The organism is Ekhidna sp. (genome assembly GCF_965221965.1).
In the GTDB taxonomy this organism is placed as follows: Bacteria; Bacteroidota; Bacteroidia; order Cytophagales; family Cyclobacteriaceae; genus Ekhidna.
Window position 1 is genome coordinate 3,835,963 of record NZ_OZ244926.1, and the last position, 14,306, is coordinate 3,850,268.

The following is a 14,306-nucleotide window of genomic DNA, read 5'->3' on the forward strand; positions in this document are numbered from 1 at the left end:
AAGCACTGTTTAATTAGTTAAACGATTCTCCACTTTGGAAATGAGCAGATCTAAATGAATAATGGCATTTTCATACGCTTGTTTCTGTGTAATGCATTGGTATCTTCTGCCAAACGCCAGACCTTCTAGCTTTCTGTCTGCTCTTAAATCTGATTCATTTATCTTTTGAATCTTGCGAAGATCATCTGTATAGTAATTAGCCACGGCTAAAAGCTGATTGGTGCTATTGATAGTGAACGAATAATGGTTAAAATAATGGATTTCATACTTGTCCTTGATAAACTGATTAGTGATTCCTTCACGCTCAATAATATTTTCCACCAAACTATAATATTTCATGATGTCCGCTTGTAGTGTATTATCAAAATAGGCAAGATCTCCTTTTGCATTTAAAATTTTTAATCCATTTGTATTCGGGCTAAAGTTGTATTCGAGTATGAGCTTATTGATATGATAGGTAGTTCGCTCATCAATTGGGATGATCATTTTGAACTGACCGAGCAAAGAGTCGGCTGATTCAAGTGTGCTGTTGACATTGTTTAACAGGCTTAAAATTTCAGATCTGTCATCAACTAGGTTTTGTTTTAGTATGGAAAGATTGGCCATTGCGGACGCCCCTTGCTTCCTGTTCTCATTCCAATTATTCAGCGCAAATGCTCCCAATATACCAATTGTGATTACTAGAATCTCCAGCAAGTATTCGGGCCATTTTTCTTTTAGGGTGGTAAGTATTCGTTTCATAGGCGGTGCGTCATTCCGGTTTTCGAAGTGTGACGGAGAAATACCGGAATCTCTTTTTAGTTAGCATTCTAATTTAATGAGATTCCTGAATTCCGTTACACTACATCAGGAATGACGTTTTTAAATTGAAGGTGATTAGGACTCGTTTCATAGTTGTTCGAGTTCGATGTTGAGGTCTTCTATCAGTTGCTTAATTCCCTTCTCTACTTTCCTCGCCCGATATCTTACTCCCTCATTTTCATTCAATATCATCCGAACAAGTTTTCGAAACTTCTTCTCTTCCTTTAGGCGAGCATAGTCAGAAGGTGAAACTTCAAAGGTTCCATAGTCGCCAAGGAATGTATTATCCCAGACATCTATATCAGCCATTGAATACTCCATTAAGCCAGGGGTAATGTGATGGATTCTGGTCTGAACACGTTCATCTTCATATCGACGATAGTAGGAGTAGGTGGACTCAAACAGCTTGGTTATGGATTGACGCAAACTGTCATTTTGAATAATGCCTACACCCTTGGAAATAAGTAATTCATAACCGGAATTATTAGGGTCAAAATGTGGAGTGACCCTTAAGCGGGCCATGCTATTTGAAAAATCGACTGTTGGAGCGTCATTGTTTTCAATGAATTCCAAAATATGTAATCCCCCTTGCCTCACAGATTCCATATGCATCAGATCATCCTGGATTCCCAATAAGTCATCTTTGAGATTGCCTCTGATTTCTTTCAATATTTGCACTTCAGTAACGGCGTTATCGCGGTTTTCCTTCCATCTATTGAGCGCAAAGGCCCCCAAAATACCGATTGTAATTACCAGGATTTCCAGGATGTATTCTGGCCATTTTTCATTGAAGGTAGTGAAGATTCGTTTCATAGGCGGTGCGTCATTCCGGTTTTCGAAGTGTGACGGAGAAATACCGGAATCTTATCTAAGATAAAAAAGATTCCGGAATTGTTCGTTCCTCACAATCCGGAATGACGTTCTTGGAAATACTCTCTTTTAAGGGTAGTTAGGATGCGTTTCATGATTCTATTTTCTCTTTAAGTAGAGAGATTGTTCGTTCTATTCGCGTTTTCAATGCCAAACTTTGTTCTATTGCCCCTTGATTCATAACAACTCCGTGTGCTACGATACTTTCCAACTTCTTGTTGGTGAGAATCGCCTGAAGGTCGGGAGGTTTTCTGGATTTTGTCATTGGTATAAACTCAGCAATTTCTTTATCAAGAAGCCAGTCTGTGTGAATATTGTCAATATCCCAAAACTTACTTTGGACGTCTCGCTCTATTCCCATTTCCATTAGAAGGCTTAAAAACTGACCATATACTCTCCCTTGCCACATCAGTTCCATTTCCTTCAAGGCTGCTAATTCAGAAGACCAATTGGAAACAAGTCTGTTAAGTTCAGGATTTGAAATCAAGTTTATTTTCCCTGAACTATTAAGGTCATTGATGATTGGGTCAAAAGTAACATCAATGCTCTGGACCGAAAGATGCATCAATACACTGTCAAGATCGCCTTTTTGATTATCCATCGCCTCCAGAACAGCAAATCCCGAAGTAACACAAGCTCTATGGAGCTCTATCTTTTGATTGAGTTGTTCCAAATTGGCCTCATAGTCCAATAGCAGTTGACTATAAAGTGCTCTTTCTTCGATTCCTTGTTTTCTACTTTCATTCCAATTATTTAAGGCGAAAGCCCCCAAAATACCAATAGTAATCACCAGGATTTCAAGCAGATACTCTGGCCATTTTTCTTTGAGGGTGGTAAAGATTCGTTTCATAGCCATTAGCTTTTGATGAGATTACTTTCTTGAGTTTAGCTCTTTTCGAAGGGCTGATCTTAGTTGAGCATTGTTTTGTTGTAAACTCTGGTAGATTCTTTTATAAAAGCCTACATCGTTCATAACATAGTCCAAGGCGACATACATTTCAGGCTCATCTTTGAGAGCTTCAAAATCAACCGGTACTGCTCCCGTCCGCCAGGAGAATGACCGAAAATACTTTGGATAGATGTTCTCTCTGAAATAGATGGGCAATATAAACTCTTGGTGTACCAACCTTATATGAGATATGAGGCCGTAATACCGGGGAATCGCTGTTCTTAATTCCTGGTTTTTTATCAATGTAATACCCGTAGATTTTAAATTTTCAAATACCGTAAAGTCTGTACTGATAATATCAAAATAAGAAACTCTGGAAAACATACTTGCAAGGGTGTCATTATACGGTACATCCATAAGCATTTTTTCTTTAAGTAAAGTGACTACTGAATCATGTTGATCATATCTTCTAATGATATAGGAAATTTGTAGACTATCTCGTTCTGTTGAGGTCATCAACTCCTGGATTATCGATATTTCATAGACGCTTTCTGCTCTATCTTCTTTCCAGCTATTTAAAATAAATGCTCCCAGAATACCGATGGTAATTACCAGAATTTCTAACAAGTATTCGGGCCATTTTTGAGCAAGGGTGTTGAGAATACGATTCATTTTGTTGGTTCTTTTGAATTTAGTCGTTCGAGAATAGAGGAGTCATTGGCAGCTGATCTGAGGTATGGATTTTTAGTGGTACCAAAACTCAGATTACTTTCCTGCTCGATCATCTTTAAAACGCCAATGCCTACCACCTTACGATGATTGGTCCGATTGATCCACACGGCAATCAAAATGCCTATAACAACCAGAATGATTTCCCCTACGGCATAGGCTATGTAGGTTGTGATTTTGTTTTTAGCCATAAGCGTTCTGCGGATTTTTCGGAGAAGGAAGAGCATATTTTCAGGTGGTATTTATCAGGATCAGTTTGTGATGCTCAATTAAAGGATTTTGTTAGCGGTGGTTTGAATCCTTTAAGATAATCAACCTTTGTTTAACTTCAATTTATGATTTACCTTAATCAAGCAGGTACAACCTGGCCCAAGCCAGCTGAAGTAAATGATGCCATCCATCACTTTAACCAAACCGCCCCGGACCAATGGTTGAATGTTTTTGAACAAGGGATCAAAACGATCACATCCTTTTTTGGCATTGCTAAACCCGACCGGTTTTTATTCACTCAGAGCTGCACCCAGGGACTTGCCACCGCCTTCACTGATTTTCCATGGGAGTCCGGCGATCGACTGATCATCAGTTCGATGGAACACCATGCATTATCCCGCTGGTTTTTCAAGTTTCAGCAGGATCGAGGAGTTGAGGGAGTTATTATACCAAGATCGGAAGAAGGTCCTTTTGATCTTTTACGCTTGGAAAAAGAGCTTAAAAAAGGGGCGCGAATGGTGGCTGTTTCTATGGCCAGTAATGTAACGGGTGAAATCCTGCCATTCGAAGAAATTCTTAGTCTATCTAAAGCGTATGGAGTTGTTTGCTTACTGGATGGTGCACAGACAGCAGGCATAATTCCTATCAATATTTCAAGTCTTGATCCGGATATGTTTGTTTTTGCCGGTCATAAAGGCCCTTTTGGACCCCAAGGAATCGGAGGGTTATATATTTCAGAACGTGTGACTATGACCTGCCCAAGTGCCGCTTGTGAGATCACTCCTGGGGAGAAATCATCGATTTTTCCGACCTATTGTGACACAGGTTCTGCCCCAATGATGAACATTGCAGGATTAACGGCTGGAATCAAATGGCTGGAGACTAAGGGCTGGGATGAATTGGAAAGTCACAGAAACCATCTGGTAGAAACGATGAGGGCAGGACTAAGTAAGATTCCAGGGATTGAAATTGTGGGAAGCAAAACCCATGGCAGATATACCGGTGCTGTTTCCATCACGAGCACAGATAGGTCTCTTGATGAGATTAAAGAGGATCTTTGGAGGCAAGGTGGAATCAAGGGAAGTCTTGGCTTTCAATGTGCTCCATTGGCTCATGAAGCGCTTGGTACGAATGAGACAGGCACATTGCGGTTTAGTGTAGGGCCGATGAATACTGAGGAGGAGGTTGATGTATTGCTTAGTGTTTTGATGTAGGGTATTAAACGGGAGGACCGGAAAGAAAAGAATATTTAATTTAGTGAGTTAAGCGTAATGTTTGTTTCACCACTTCATTATAGCGTCCTATTAGTAGAACAAATTCTGGTTTCTATTAAGAATGAAGAAGCACTATACAAAAAGTAAATACAAAAAATACAACAAGAGGAGAGCTAGGAAGTCTCTTCGAAGACGTCTCGAATTTAGAGATTACAAAAGAAAGAAAAATAGAGCTGAGCAAGGTGTTGACGAAGAAAATAGGAAAAAAAATGCGGCCTATAAAACTCGGTATCCTGGCTATAAGTTTATTTTTCCTCCTTCAAACCTTTCCTTGATCAAAAATCCAGACCGAGTAATTGATTTTATTGATGAGATTAAAAATTGCTATGAAAGAGATCAAAAAGTATTTGTTCGGATGGAGGATGTTGAGGAAATAGAGTACGATGCAATTGTCTTAATGTTATCCATTCTTATAAGGTTCAAATCAAAAGGCATTAAGTTCAATGGAAATTATCCATTAAATAGAGAGGCAGATAGAATATTAAGAGAGTCAGGCTTTATAAAAAATCTTTTCAGATCATTTCAAGACTCTGATAGGTATCAAATTCTTGAGGATAGAACAAATTCAATACATACTCACGCATGGAAGAATGTAGATTCTGATTTGAGTGCAGACTTAATCGAAAAAGCATCAGAGACGGTATGGGGAACTAAAAAAAGGTGTCAAGGAGTTCAGAGGGCATTAATTGAACTAATGCAAAACACTAATAATCATGCTGCGGTAGATGCTGAAGGAGAAAAACATTGGTGGTTGTCTGTAAACCATGTTAAAAGGGAAAATAAAGTAACTTTTTCCTTCGTGGATTATGGTGTAGGTGTTTTCGAAAGTTTGGGGAAAAAGCCGAAAGGAAATAAGTTCTATGGAGCCATTTCAAAAATGATCAGTGCATTTAATTTAACTGGGAATCCACATCTGCTAGAATTGATTTTAAGAGGAGATTTGCATAAAACTGTAACAGGGAAACATTATAGAGGAAAGGGTTTGCCAGGTATTAATGATGCTCTAAAGCGAGGTTCGTTTTCCAATCTCTTCATAATCTCGAATAATGTGTTTGCGGATGTTTCGAATAATGATTTTAAACAATTAAAAACTAACTTTAGTGGAACCTTTGTTTATTGGGAGTTATTACCTGAAAACCTTAATTACAATGCAGCCGCTTAGAATAAAGATAGCAACTGACTTTTCTGATAGACCAGGTCCACGATACATCAAGGAAGGAAAGAACTCTGGGGAGTTATTTAGAAAGGAGATTCTTATTGGAAAGTATAGAGAGGCCAAAGAGAAAGGGACTCAGCTTATTGTTGACTTGGACGGAACACGAGGATATGGGACATCCTTCCTTGAAGAAGCATTTGGAGGCTTAATACGCGAAGAAAATGAATCTTACAAAGAGATTTTAGATACTATCGAAATAATTAGTGATGAGGAGGACTTTTTGAAGGATGATATTTCTTTTTATCTCAAAGATGCCTTTGAGGATAAAGAAAAGGAAAAGTGAAAAAATTTCTCTGGATATTGTTGCCAGCGATTGGATTTTATCTCCATTCATTATTGAATAGTTGGGGTGAAATATCACTTGACCATGAGGTAAACTTGGTTGAGCTAGCTTCAATACTTACCACTGTAATTTTAGGCTTATATTTCGTAGAAGTTCTTGAAAAGCAAAAGGAAAATAGGAGAATTGAAAAAGATCTTATAATTCAGAAAATAGGATATTTATCCGATGAAATAGAAGGTCTACACACCTATGTAAAAGGGGTACAAGTTGAATTAGATACTATTAACTCTGATTTAAAGCAGATTTATGCTAACATCAAATACCTCAAGAACCTATTGGAAAAATCTAATAAAAATGGTGTATCACCAATATCGAATGTGAGCGATATAGTTCATTCTATAAGGTCTGTAAGAAAATTAATGACTTATACATCTCCTGCCGGAGATACAGATTTAAAAATTGAAGAGGGTAAAACAAAGTATAGCAGGCAGAGACTAGAGGCAATCCGTACCGAAACAAATGAATTGAAGTTCTTTTTATTTAAATGGCAAATAGAAGTTAATAAAACCTCTTAAATCGATACCAATCTTTTTTGTTTAAGTTTTACTTCCAAGAAATATCCACTTCAAATACCTCATCACCATTGGCGATGGATTTTGGAGTTTTAACAGATAACTCTTTGCAGCCACAAATTTCCAATGCCTTTTCCATCCATCCAGCAATCCGATATTCAAGGTATCTGCTTTCTGTAGGGAGTTTGGTAAAATGGACTAACATGGATTTGTCATCATTGTCTACCACATTTACTTCTGTAGGTCTATAAAAAGTGCCCATGATGCGGGAAGCACGTTTGATTAAAAACAAAGGTGTGCTCACCACCACGAATACTTTATAAATACCAGTCAAAGCCTCTTCGGCACTGAATCTGCCGGATTTCCACGCTCCATCCCTTGCGTTGAGATAAAACAGGTCGCACATTTTTTCTGTAGGCTCGAGGATTCCCTCTTTGATGGGGTACCATTTGGAGGTACCGGGGCGTTCCATCAGTTCCCGAGATTTTTCTGACAAAGAACTATGCCATTCTTCAAATTTATCAGGATGCTTTTTTTCTACATAGGCTTTAATGTTACTGATGACAGATCCTCTTACTTCCATTATCGTTAGGTTTTGATTGGTGGTCAAACAAAAAAAAGTGATTGGTCATGAATCCTCCAAATAGGAGGAGAGTTTTTAGATAAATGGTCGCCTAACGCTAGATGAATCGCATGACGATCCGCTTTGATTATTTGAGGAACATCAATCGAGCCTAGGATATTTCATAATTCAAAATGTATGAGGCATCCCCTTTCAGGTTGCTCATCATTTCGGAGTAACTGCCGGGCTGATCGATTTTAAAAATGAATGATCCTAAAATTTCATTGCTTCCAATGAAGTCGTATTCCCAGAGGTCGATGCTGCATTTTCCGGGTGTCACGTTAAAGCTTAGCTGAATACTGGCTTCCTCATCTGTATCAATTGGGTAAAACTTTTGCTTTACCGGCCAGATTTTTTTGTCATTCACCTTTAGATAGATTTCGTCTTTGTCAGATTCATCTGTCTGCATGCATGCAACAGAGACCAATTTAAGTTTAGGCATAAGTAGTTGTTACCGTTTCAGAAAAGAATCGATACAGGCGCTGAATGGAGATGAATTTACACAAATTTTGATTCTGATTACATCCAGAAGATTTTTAACCTCAAATAATCACCATTTTTTCGATGATCCCGGAATTAGAACAGGGCTTACCTTAAACAATGAAATCCGTAATGGTGGCTGTCAGATGTTGCAAATCTTCTTTTGCAATCATATAAGGAGGCATGATATAAATGAGATTCCTGAACGGCCGAATCCAAACGCCATTTTCTACAAAGAACTTTTGTGCTGTAGATACATCTACGGATTCGTTCATCTCCACCACACCGATTGCTCCAAGTACACGAACATCTTTTACTTTCAGAGCATTTCCAATAGGAAGAAGCTCACGCTTCAGTTGCCTTTCAATTGTGCTGATTCTTTCTTGCCAATTGCATTCAAGCAATAATTCAAGACTTCTATTGGCTATCGCGCAAGCCAGCGGGTTACCCATGAATGTAGGTCCATGCATAAATACGCCTGCTTCTCCATTGCAAACGGTCTCTGCCACGTGTTGCGTAGTAAGTGTTGCTGCTAATGTCATGTATCCACCGGTTAATGATTTACCTACACACATGATATCAGGTGAGATACTCGCATGTTCACAGGCAAATAATTTACCTGTTCGTCCGAATCCAGTGGCGATTTCATCGGCGATAAGCAGCATATCATGCTGAATGCAGAGTTCCCGGATCCTTTCTAAATAGTCTGGAGAATAAAACCACATGCCACCTGCTCCCTGTACAATGGGCTCTAAAATGAAAGCAGCACATTTGTCCGCATTCAATCGAAAGGCTTGTTCGAGCGCAGCATAATCTTCCTCTTCGCAAGACTCATCGAATCGTTTATTGGGTTGATTGACAAAAACATGCTTCGGCAGAAACTTCGAGAATAAATGATGCATTCCCCCCTCCGGATCACAGACAGACATGGCACCTGTTGTATCACCATGGTAGCCGTTTCGAATGGTCATGAATTTATTTTTCTGTGCCTGCCCTTTTGCATGCTGGTATTGGATTGCCATTTTCATCGCCACCTCTACCGATACTGATCCGGAATCTGCCAGGAAGACTTTCTCCAATCCTTCAGGAGTGATTTTTACCAACTTTTGGCAGAGTTTGATCGCAGGCTCATGCGTGATTCCACCGAACATGACATGAGCCATTTTTTGTAGCTGTTCATTTGCAGCTTCATTCAACTCGGGAACATTATATCCATGGATAGCTGTCCACCAGCTGGACATGCCATCTACCAGTTCTTTGCCGTCGGCGAGTTGGAGCCGAACACCGGATGCGGAAACAACCGGGTAAGTAGGTAATGGCTTAGTAAGTGAGGTATAAGGGTGCCAAATGTGGTTTTGATCGAAATTGATGTCTTCTTCGAATCCTTCCCCTGTCCCCCTCCAAAGGGGGAAATTATCTACATTAGACGGTGAGTTGTTTTGCATACTGTGCTACTACTTCTTTATTGATCTCCTCTTCTTTATTGATCTCCAATAGGCATTTTGCACCTGATCTGTTCATGATGACGTCAAATGTAGAGGGATTTTTTTCACCATTGAAAATGATTCCGAGCAAAGGGATGTTTCGGCTTTTCAAAGCATACAGTGAAAGAAGGGTGTGGTTAATGCTACCCAGGTAATAATTAGAAACCAAAATGACCGGCAGTCCGGTGCTGGCCACCCAATCGATATTCAGGTAATCTTCACGCATAGGTACCATGAGTCCACCTGCGAGCTCTATGATCAAATTATTGTCAGTTTCAGGAATCTGGAGTTTAGATTCCTCAATCGCGATTTTGTCAATCGCTGCGGCTGCATGTGGAGACATTGGTTGAGTCAGTCGATAGGCTTCCGAATGAATAATGGTCTCCGGACTCCACCGTTTCACTTTGTGCGAATCGGTGTTTTCCAGATCTCCTGCCTGAACTGGTTTCCAATAGTCTGCATTAAGTGCTTTGCATAGGATGACTGAAGCAACTGTTTTGCCTGTGTCGGTATCTATGCCAGCTACAATTATTTTTTGTTTCATGATTTTCTTGGAACACCCCTGTAGTCCCTAAAGGGGACATTCCCCTCTCGACTATTATTATTTCCCCTTTGAAGGGGTCAGGGGGATGTTAAAGTCTTAAATAGCAAATCTATCTCCCTTTTAGTATTGTAGGCATGTAGGCAGAAGCGAATACGTTCTTTCCCCTCCGGCACACTTGGTTTACGGATCGGTAGCGCATTGATTCCTGCATCTTTCAGCTTGTCAGCGACCTCAATTACGGCGGCATTACCTGGAATGATGAGTGATTGAATGTGAGTCTCAGAAGGGAGCCAACTAGTACTATGTTTTTCCCTTTTAGAGATGAAATAATTCACCACCTCGAAAAGTTGTTTTCTTTCTCCATTCACCTTTGAAAGGTATGAGTACATCCCTGAAATACTTGCAAATTGGTGTGGCGTGGGAGCCGTTGAAAATATTAAAGACCGTGAAAAGTTTGTTTGGTATTCCTTCAGCCATTTGGGCCCAACTACAGCCGCTCCATGAATACCGGGAGCTTTACCATAAGTCATTATTCGAGCAAAAATCTGAGACTCTAGGCCTAAGCTCTGAACCAAACCCTCACCACTCTCACCATAAATGCCAATGGCATGCGCTTCGTCTACGATGAGTAAAGCGTCATTTTCATTACAAAGTGTTGCAATCTCCCTAATCGGGCAGATGTCTCCATCCATACTATAAACGGATTCCACCAGCACGATCACCTGACCTTTTACTGTTTTTAATTTTTTAGCGAAATCATCTAAATCGTTGTGTTTGAACCGAACCTTCTTTGCAGACCCAAACCGTGCCCCGTCAATCAGACTTGCATGGATCAATTCATCACAAATGAGCGTGGTTTCTTTGGTTGCCAGGCTTGAAATTAAGCCCAGATTGGCCATGTAGCCTGAGGCATAAACCAAGGCACTTTCAGATTTGTGGAATTCAGCAATTTCCTGTTCTACTTTCTCTGCATACTTACTGTTTCCACTAAGCAAACGTGAGCCGGTCGCACCGTTTAGTTTCGGTGCGTTTCTGCATTCTTCCTCGATAGCCAGACTTAGGTTTTGAGATCGTGCCAGACCTAAATAGTCGTTGGAATAAAAATCAATTCCCTCGGGCATGAGGGGAAGGGAACGCAAAAGATGTTGCTTTTTTCGTTCTTCGAGTGCTTTTTGGTAAATGTTCAAACTGATTCGTTTTGAAACACCCCTATAGTCCCCTCAAGGGGACATTATCGATAAAACACGAATCCAATTCCCCCTTTGAAGGGGGTTAGGGGGATGTTTTTAAGCTAATTCTTCTTTCTTTACTTTCTTAAATGCTTCTCGCGGTTGTAACCCCAACAAATCAAACATCTCCTTGTCATCATTGAAGTCTGGGTTTGGTGTGGTCAGTAGCTTATCTCCGGCGAAAATAGAATTGGCTCCAGCCATGAAGCAAAGTGCCTGCTCGGTGAGGCTCATTCCTTCCCTTCCAGCGGATAGCCTCACGACAGATGCCGGCATCACCAATCTAGCTGTTGCAATCATACGGATCAACTCATGTGCGGCTACACGCGGTTGCTCAGCCAGAGGTGTTCCTTCAACCGGCACCAATGCATTGATTGGAACAGATTCCGGGTGGACTTCCATAGTTGCAAGAGTCAGAAGCATACCCATGCGGTCTTCGGCAGACTCACCCATTCCAATGATTCCTCCGGAACAAACCGTAATTTTTGCTTTTCTTACATTATTGATCGTCTTCAATCGGTCGTCATATTCCCGTGTACTGATGATGTCATCATAATATGCTTCCGAGGTATCGATGTTGTGATTATAGGCATAAAGTCCGGCATCAGCGAGCTTTTTGGCCTGATCTTCTGACACCATTCCAAGGGTACAGCATACTTCCATGTCCATGCTGTTCACGGTTTTCACCATGTCCAGCACCTTATCAAAATCTCTGTTATCCCGAACCTCTCTCCATGCAGCACCCAAGCACATTCTGGAAGCACCGTTTGCTTTAGCCGATTCGGCCTGGGCACGCACTTCATCTACTTCCATCAGTTTATGCACTTTGATATCTGTGTGGTAGCGTGCTGCCTGTGGGCAATACGCACAATCTTCCGGACATCCGCCGGTTTTTATTGAGATCAGGCTACTCACCTGCACTTCTTTGGGATCGTGATATTTTCGGTGTATGGTTGCCGCCTCAAATACCAATTCCATCAAAGGGCGATTGTAGATGTCAGCTATTTCTTCAAGGGTCCAGTTGTGTCGTACTTCTGCCATAAAATGGTATGATTGAATTAGTATGCAATAATAGGCAAATAGGCCGGGAGGCAATAAAAAACCCCGACAAAAGGTAGCCGGGGCTTCAGTCATGAATTAGTCTCACCAAAATTCATGATTTATTTTCTGCAGGTTGTTTTTTATAAATTAAAAGGCCTGAAATTCGATCAATGAGATAAAAGCCGATGGCTATAAAAAATACGTTGATGTGAATGTTGAAAAAGAAATAAGTAACCAGCGATACGGCTGTCAGGATTAGAAAGTAGCTGGCAAATCCAGCTAAATATTTGGTAAACCTTTTACCTGAGATTTTGTTAATCCACTTTTCAATTAAATCCCCTTCAACCCATACCAGGTAACTCATGTATCCGTAAGCCAAAGCCAAAAAAAGAAGAAAGTAAATATTAGCTATCGTGTCACTGGCTTGAATTGTTAAAAAGGCATTAAGTAAAATCAAAGGACCGGAGGTGATTTCCAGCACCGTCTCATGCATGTCATTTTCAAAGAAATCCCCGATAACCACGATTTTCCCAGATACAAAATCCTGTATATCCTGATCGGAGAGATATAGAAGCTCACCCATGCTGACCGGGTTAAAGCCTGCTTCAAGGTCATAGATGTCTTTTTGAAGGATCCGGTAGTTCATGATAAAATTATTCATCGTCCAATCTGAGCCAATCCGAACAAAAGGGCCGATCTTTTCACTATCTACCCGCTTTAATTTTTCATGAACCTTTAATGGCAACAATTTGGCAGTATCGTTATAGATCAGTTGATATTTATAGATGCCATCAAAAGCACTACCAATCATGTAGTCTGATATGCCATAATCTACTTCGGAGAAAAGAGGTTTTTCCAGTCGACCTACCTCATTGATATGTGCGGACAAGATCACGTTTTCCAATTTGTTTAGCTCAGTGGCCAGCTCACGATCGTAGGAAGAGGAGTCCACAAAATGAATATCAACGATGATATATTTTGGTTTTTTCTCAGCAGCATTAATAACCTGAAAGAGCTGTGCGAGTTGCTGACGATCGGTGATGGCTTGATTGCCAATGGGAAATCCAAATTCATCGTATCGATCGATTAGCTGGAGGTCATAAGAAGTGTTGATGAGTGCAAAATCTTCCGAATTCTGTTGCTCACGATTTTCAAAATTTAGTGCTGTTGTGCTCCAGATGAGAAACTTTTCGTCACTGGCCAACCACGGAAGCTTCATCAAATAAAATGTGACCCCCATCATCACCACGGTGGTGAGGATGATCAATGATATAAGGGTTACTTTTTTCACGCTATAGCTGGGATATTGCCTCTTTCAATTGGTCTTCAGAGCATTTGCCATACATTGAATTAATTATTTCAAGCACTGCAGTTTCTTTATCTTCCTCAAACTGATCCAGCATAGATCTCAGAATTTCGTCAGAAACATAAGTGATATCCATATCGGTGATAAATTTTGAAGAACCTTTACTTGCATCGTAGTAGTGTAATCTGGCATCACTAATTGCAGAGGGATCAATGGCATTTCCGTCAATAGAGAAGAAATTATTCAAATTAATGACCAGGTTATCTTCATCACTGCTGAGCTTTTTATTTATTGTTTCTCCTTCGTATTCATATTGGACATAGAAGAATCTGGATTCTGTCATCGGAAAACCCGTTGAGGATACGGTGACCCGGTATGATCTGCCCAACAGCGCAATAGATCCTTCATTAAAATGCTTTTGAAAGTCCAGTGTGTTATTAATGGACCCTGCTCTTGTACTGAGCCTTCCTCTCACCGGAGATATCACAGAAGTAAGCACATATGCAGCATCACTTTGCGATGAAGATGTGCCATTTTGCTTGATAACAAAGCGGCCCCTGGAAGAACTCAGAACGGCGGCTTTAGCACCATCTGTTTCAAATTTGAGAGTGGCATTTTCCGAAACTTTACTTCCTTTCGACAGATAGGTACCTGACTGAGTGTCATAGATTTTACCGATGGTATGGATGACAGTATATGATTGGCTTTGACCTTGAAAGGCAATCAGGATCATTATCACGAGAACGTTTTTCATAG

At 40.4% G+C, this 14,306-nt stretch carries 17 protein-coding genes; 4 read left to right on the top strand and 13 right to left on the bottom strand.

All coding sequences use genetic code 11. From position 1 onward, the window contains the following. Positions 1-9: 9 nt before the first annotated feature. From ACOQON_RS17895 to ACOQON_RS17915, 5 genes are all read right to left on the bottom strand, one after another. A complete protein-coding gene (locus tag ACOQON_RS17895) occupies positions 10-741 on the bottom strand; it encodes a hypothetical protein (protein ID WP_420576799.1) in 732 nt (243 codons plus the stop codon). Positions 742-888: 147 nt separating this feature from the next. After that, the gene (locus ACOQON_RS17900) at positions 889-1,614 is read right to left on the bottom strand and encodes a DUF6090 family protein (RefSeq protein ID WP_420576800.1); all 726 of its coding nucleotides are present in this window, start codon (positions 1,612-1,614) and stop codon (positions 889-891) included. Between the two features lie 148 nt (positions 1,615-1,762). After that, positions 1,763-2,521 carry a DUF6090 family protein gene (locus ACOQON_RS17905; protein ID WP_420576801.1) on the bottom strand — a complete coding sequence of 253 codons (759 nt, stop codon included), beginning with the start codon at positions 2,519-2,521 and terminating at the stop codon, positions 1,763-1,765. 21 nt (positions 2,522-2,542) lie between these two features. After that, positions 2,543-3,232 (bottom strand): hypothetical protein, encoded by a 690-nt coding sequence (locus tag ACOQON_RS17910; RefSeq protein ID WP_420576802.1) that lies wholly within the window; start codon positions 3,230-3,232, stop codon positions 2,543-2,545. Then, complete coding sequence (locus ACOQON_RS17915) at positions 3,229-3,480, bottom strand: hypothetical protein (protein WP_420576803.1); 252 nt, start codon at positions 3,478-3,480, stop codon at positions 3,229-3,231. Before ACOQON_RS17915 ends, ACOQON_RS17910 begins: the two co-directional genes overlap by 4 nt. Before the next feature lie 144 nt (positions 3,481-3,624). Here ACOQON_RS17915 and ACOQON_RS17920 point away from each other — a divergent pair, with 144 nt between their 5' ends. The 4 genes from ACOQON_RS17920 to ACOQON_RS17935 all read left to right on the top strand — a co-directional run bounded on the left by ACOQON_RS17920 (position 3,625) and on the right by ACOQON_RS17935 (position 6,847). Beyond that, positions 3,625-4,713: an aminotransferase class V-fold PLP-dependent enzyme gene (locus ACOQON_RS17920; RefSeq protein WP_420576804.1), complete on the top strand. Its 1,089-nt coding sequence runs from the start codon at positions 3,625-3,627 to the stop codon at positions 4,711-4,713. A 121-nt stretch (positions 4,714-4,834) separates the two neighbouring features. After that, positions 4,835-5,935 (top strand): hypothetical protein, encoded by a 1,101-nt coding sequence (locus ACOQON_RS17925; protein WP_420576805.1) that lies wholly within the window; start codon positions 4,835-4,837, stop codon positions 5,933-5,935. Further along, positions 5,922-6,272, top strand: a complete 351-nt coding sequence (locus tag ACOQON_RS17930; protein ID WP_420576806.1) for an STAS-like domain-containing protein — start codon at positions 5,922-5,924, stop codon at positions 6,270-6,272. Before ACOQON_RS17925 ends, ACOQON_RS17930 begins: the two co-directional genes overlap by 14 nt. Continuing rightward, on the top strand, positions 6,269-6,847 hold the full coding sequence (locus tag ACOQON_RS17935) for a hypothetical protein (protein ID WP_420576807.1): 579 nt from the start codon (positions 6,269-6,271) through the stop codon (positions 6,845-6,847). Before ACOQON_RS17930 ends, ACOQON_RS17935 begins: the two co-directional genes overlap by 4 nt. A 28-nt stretch (positions 6,848-6,875) precedes the next feature. On the opposite strand, the gene ACOQON_RS17940 is transcribed toward ACOQON_RS17935, so the two are convergent. From ACOQON_RS17940 to ACOQON_RS17975, 8 genes are all read right to left on the bottom strand, one after another. Next, entirely contained in the window at positions 6,876-7,427 is a 552-nt protein-coding gene (locus tag ACOQON_RS17940; protein ID WP_420576808.1) for a hypothetical protein, read from the bottom strand. 151 nt (positions 7,428-7,578) lie between these two features. Further along, entirely contained in the window at positions 7,579-7,908 is a 330-nt protein-coding gene (locus ACOQON_RS17945; protein ID WP_420576809.1) for a hypothetical protein, read from the bottom strand. Between the two features lie 151 nt (positions 7,909-8,059). Then, the gene (bioA, locus tag ACOQON_RS17950; protein WP_420576810.1) at positions 8,060-9,391 is read right to left on the bottom strand and encodes an adenosylmethionine--8-amino-7-oxononanoate transaminase; all 1,332 of its coding nucleotides are present in this window, start codon (positions 9,389-9,391) and stop codon (positions 8,060-8,062) included. Beyond that, complete coding sequence (gene bioD, locus ACOQON_RS17955) at positions 9,369-9,974, bottom strand: dethiobiotin synthase (protein WP_420576811.1); 606 nt, start codon at positions 9,972-9,974, stop codon at positions 9,369-9,371. Before bioD ends, bioA begins: the two co-directional genes overlap by 23 nt. Positions 9,975-10,051: 77 nt before the next feature. Then, on the bottom strand, positions 10,052-11,161 hold the full coding sequence (locus tag ACOQON_RS17960) for an aminotransferase class I/II-fold pyridoxal phosphate-dependent enzyme (protein ID WP_420576812.1): 1,110 nt from the start codon (positions 11,159-11,161) through the stop codon (positions 10,052-10,054). 99 nt (positions 11,162-11,260) lie between these two features. Further along, positions 11,261-12,244, bottom strand: a complete 984-nt coding sequence (gene bioB, locus ACOQON_RS17965; RefSeq protein ID WP_420576813.1) for a biotin synthase BioB — start codon at positions 12,242-12,244, stop codon at positions 11,261-11,263. A gap of 112 nt (positions 12,245-12,356) precedes the next feature. Continuing rightward, positions 12,357-13,535, bottom strand: a complete 1,179-nt coding sequence (locus ACOQON_RS17970) for a CHASE2 domain-containing protein (protein WP_420576814.1) — start codon at positions 13,533-13,535, stop codon at positions 12,357-12,359. Between the two features lies 1 nt (position 13,536). After that, a complete protein-coding gene (locus tag ACOQON_RS17975; RefSeq protein WP_420576815.1) occupies positions 13,537-14,304 on the bottom strand; it encodes a hypothetical protein in 768 nt (255 codons plus the stop codon). Positions 14,305-14,306: the final 2 nt, after the last annotated feature.

Coding starts and splice junctions, on each gene's coding strand:
- ACOQON_RS17895 (WP_420576799.1), bottom strand. CDS start 741: ATGAAACGAATACTTACCACCCTAAAAGAAAAATGGCCCGAATACTTG.
- ACOQON_RS17900 (WP_420576800.1), bottom strand. CDS start 1,614: ATGAAACGAATCTTCACTACCTTCAATGAAAAATGGCCAGAATACATC.
- ACOQON_RS17905 (WP_420576801.1), bottom strand. CDS start 2,521: ATGAAACGAATCTTTACCACCCTCAAAGAAAAATGGCCAGAGTATCTG.
- ACOQON_RS17910 (WP_420576802.1), bottom strand. CDS start 3,232: ATGAATCGTATTCTCAACACCCTTGCTCAAAAATGGCCCGAATACTTG.
- ACOQON_RS17915 (WP_420576803.1), bottom strand. CDS start 3,480: ATGGCTAAAAACAAAATCACAACCTACATAGCCTATGCCGTAGGGGAA.
- ACOQON_RS17920 (WP_420576804.1), top strand. CDS start 3,625: ATGATTTACCTTAATCAAGCAGGTACAACCTGGCCCAAGCCAGCTGAA.
- ACOQON_RS17925 (WP_420576805.1), top strand. CDS start 4,835: ATGAAGAAGCACTATACAAAAAGTAAATACAAAAAATACAACAAGAGG.
- ACOQON_RS17930 (WP_420576806.1), top strand. CDS start 5,922: ATGCAGCCGCTTAGAATAAAGATAGCAACTGACTTTTCTGATAGACCA.
- ACOQON_RS17940 (WP_420576808.1), bottom strand. CDS start 7,427: ATGGAAGTAAGAGGATCTGTCATCAGTAACATTAAAGCCTATGTAGAA.
- ACOQON_RS17945 (WP_420576809.1), bottom strand. CDS start 7,908: ATGCCTAAACTTAAATTGGTCTCTGTTGCATGCATGCAGACAGATGAA.
- bioA (WP_420576810.1), bottom strand. CDS start 9,391: ATGCAAAACAACTCACCGTCTAATGTAGATAATTTCCCCCTTTGGAGG.
- bioD (WP_420576811.1), bottom strand. CDS start 9,974: ATGAAACAAAAAATAATTGTAGCTGGCATAGATACCGACACAGGCAAA.
- bioB (WP_420576813.1), bottom strand. CDS start 12,244: ATGGCAGAAGTACGACACAACTGGACCCTTGAAGAAATAGCTGACATC.
- ACOQON_RS17975 (WP_420576815.1), bottom strand. CDS start 14,304: ATGAAAAACGTTCTCGTGATAATGATCCTGATTGCCTTTCAAGGTCAA.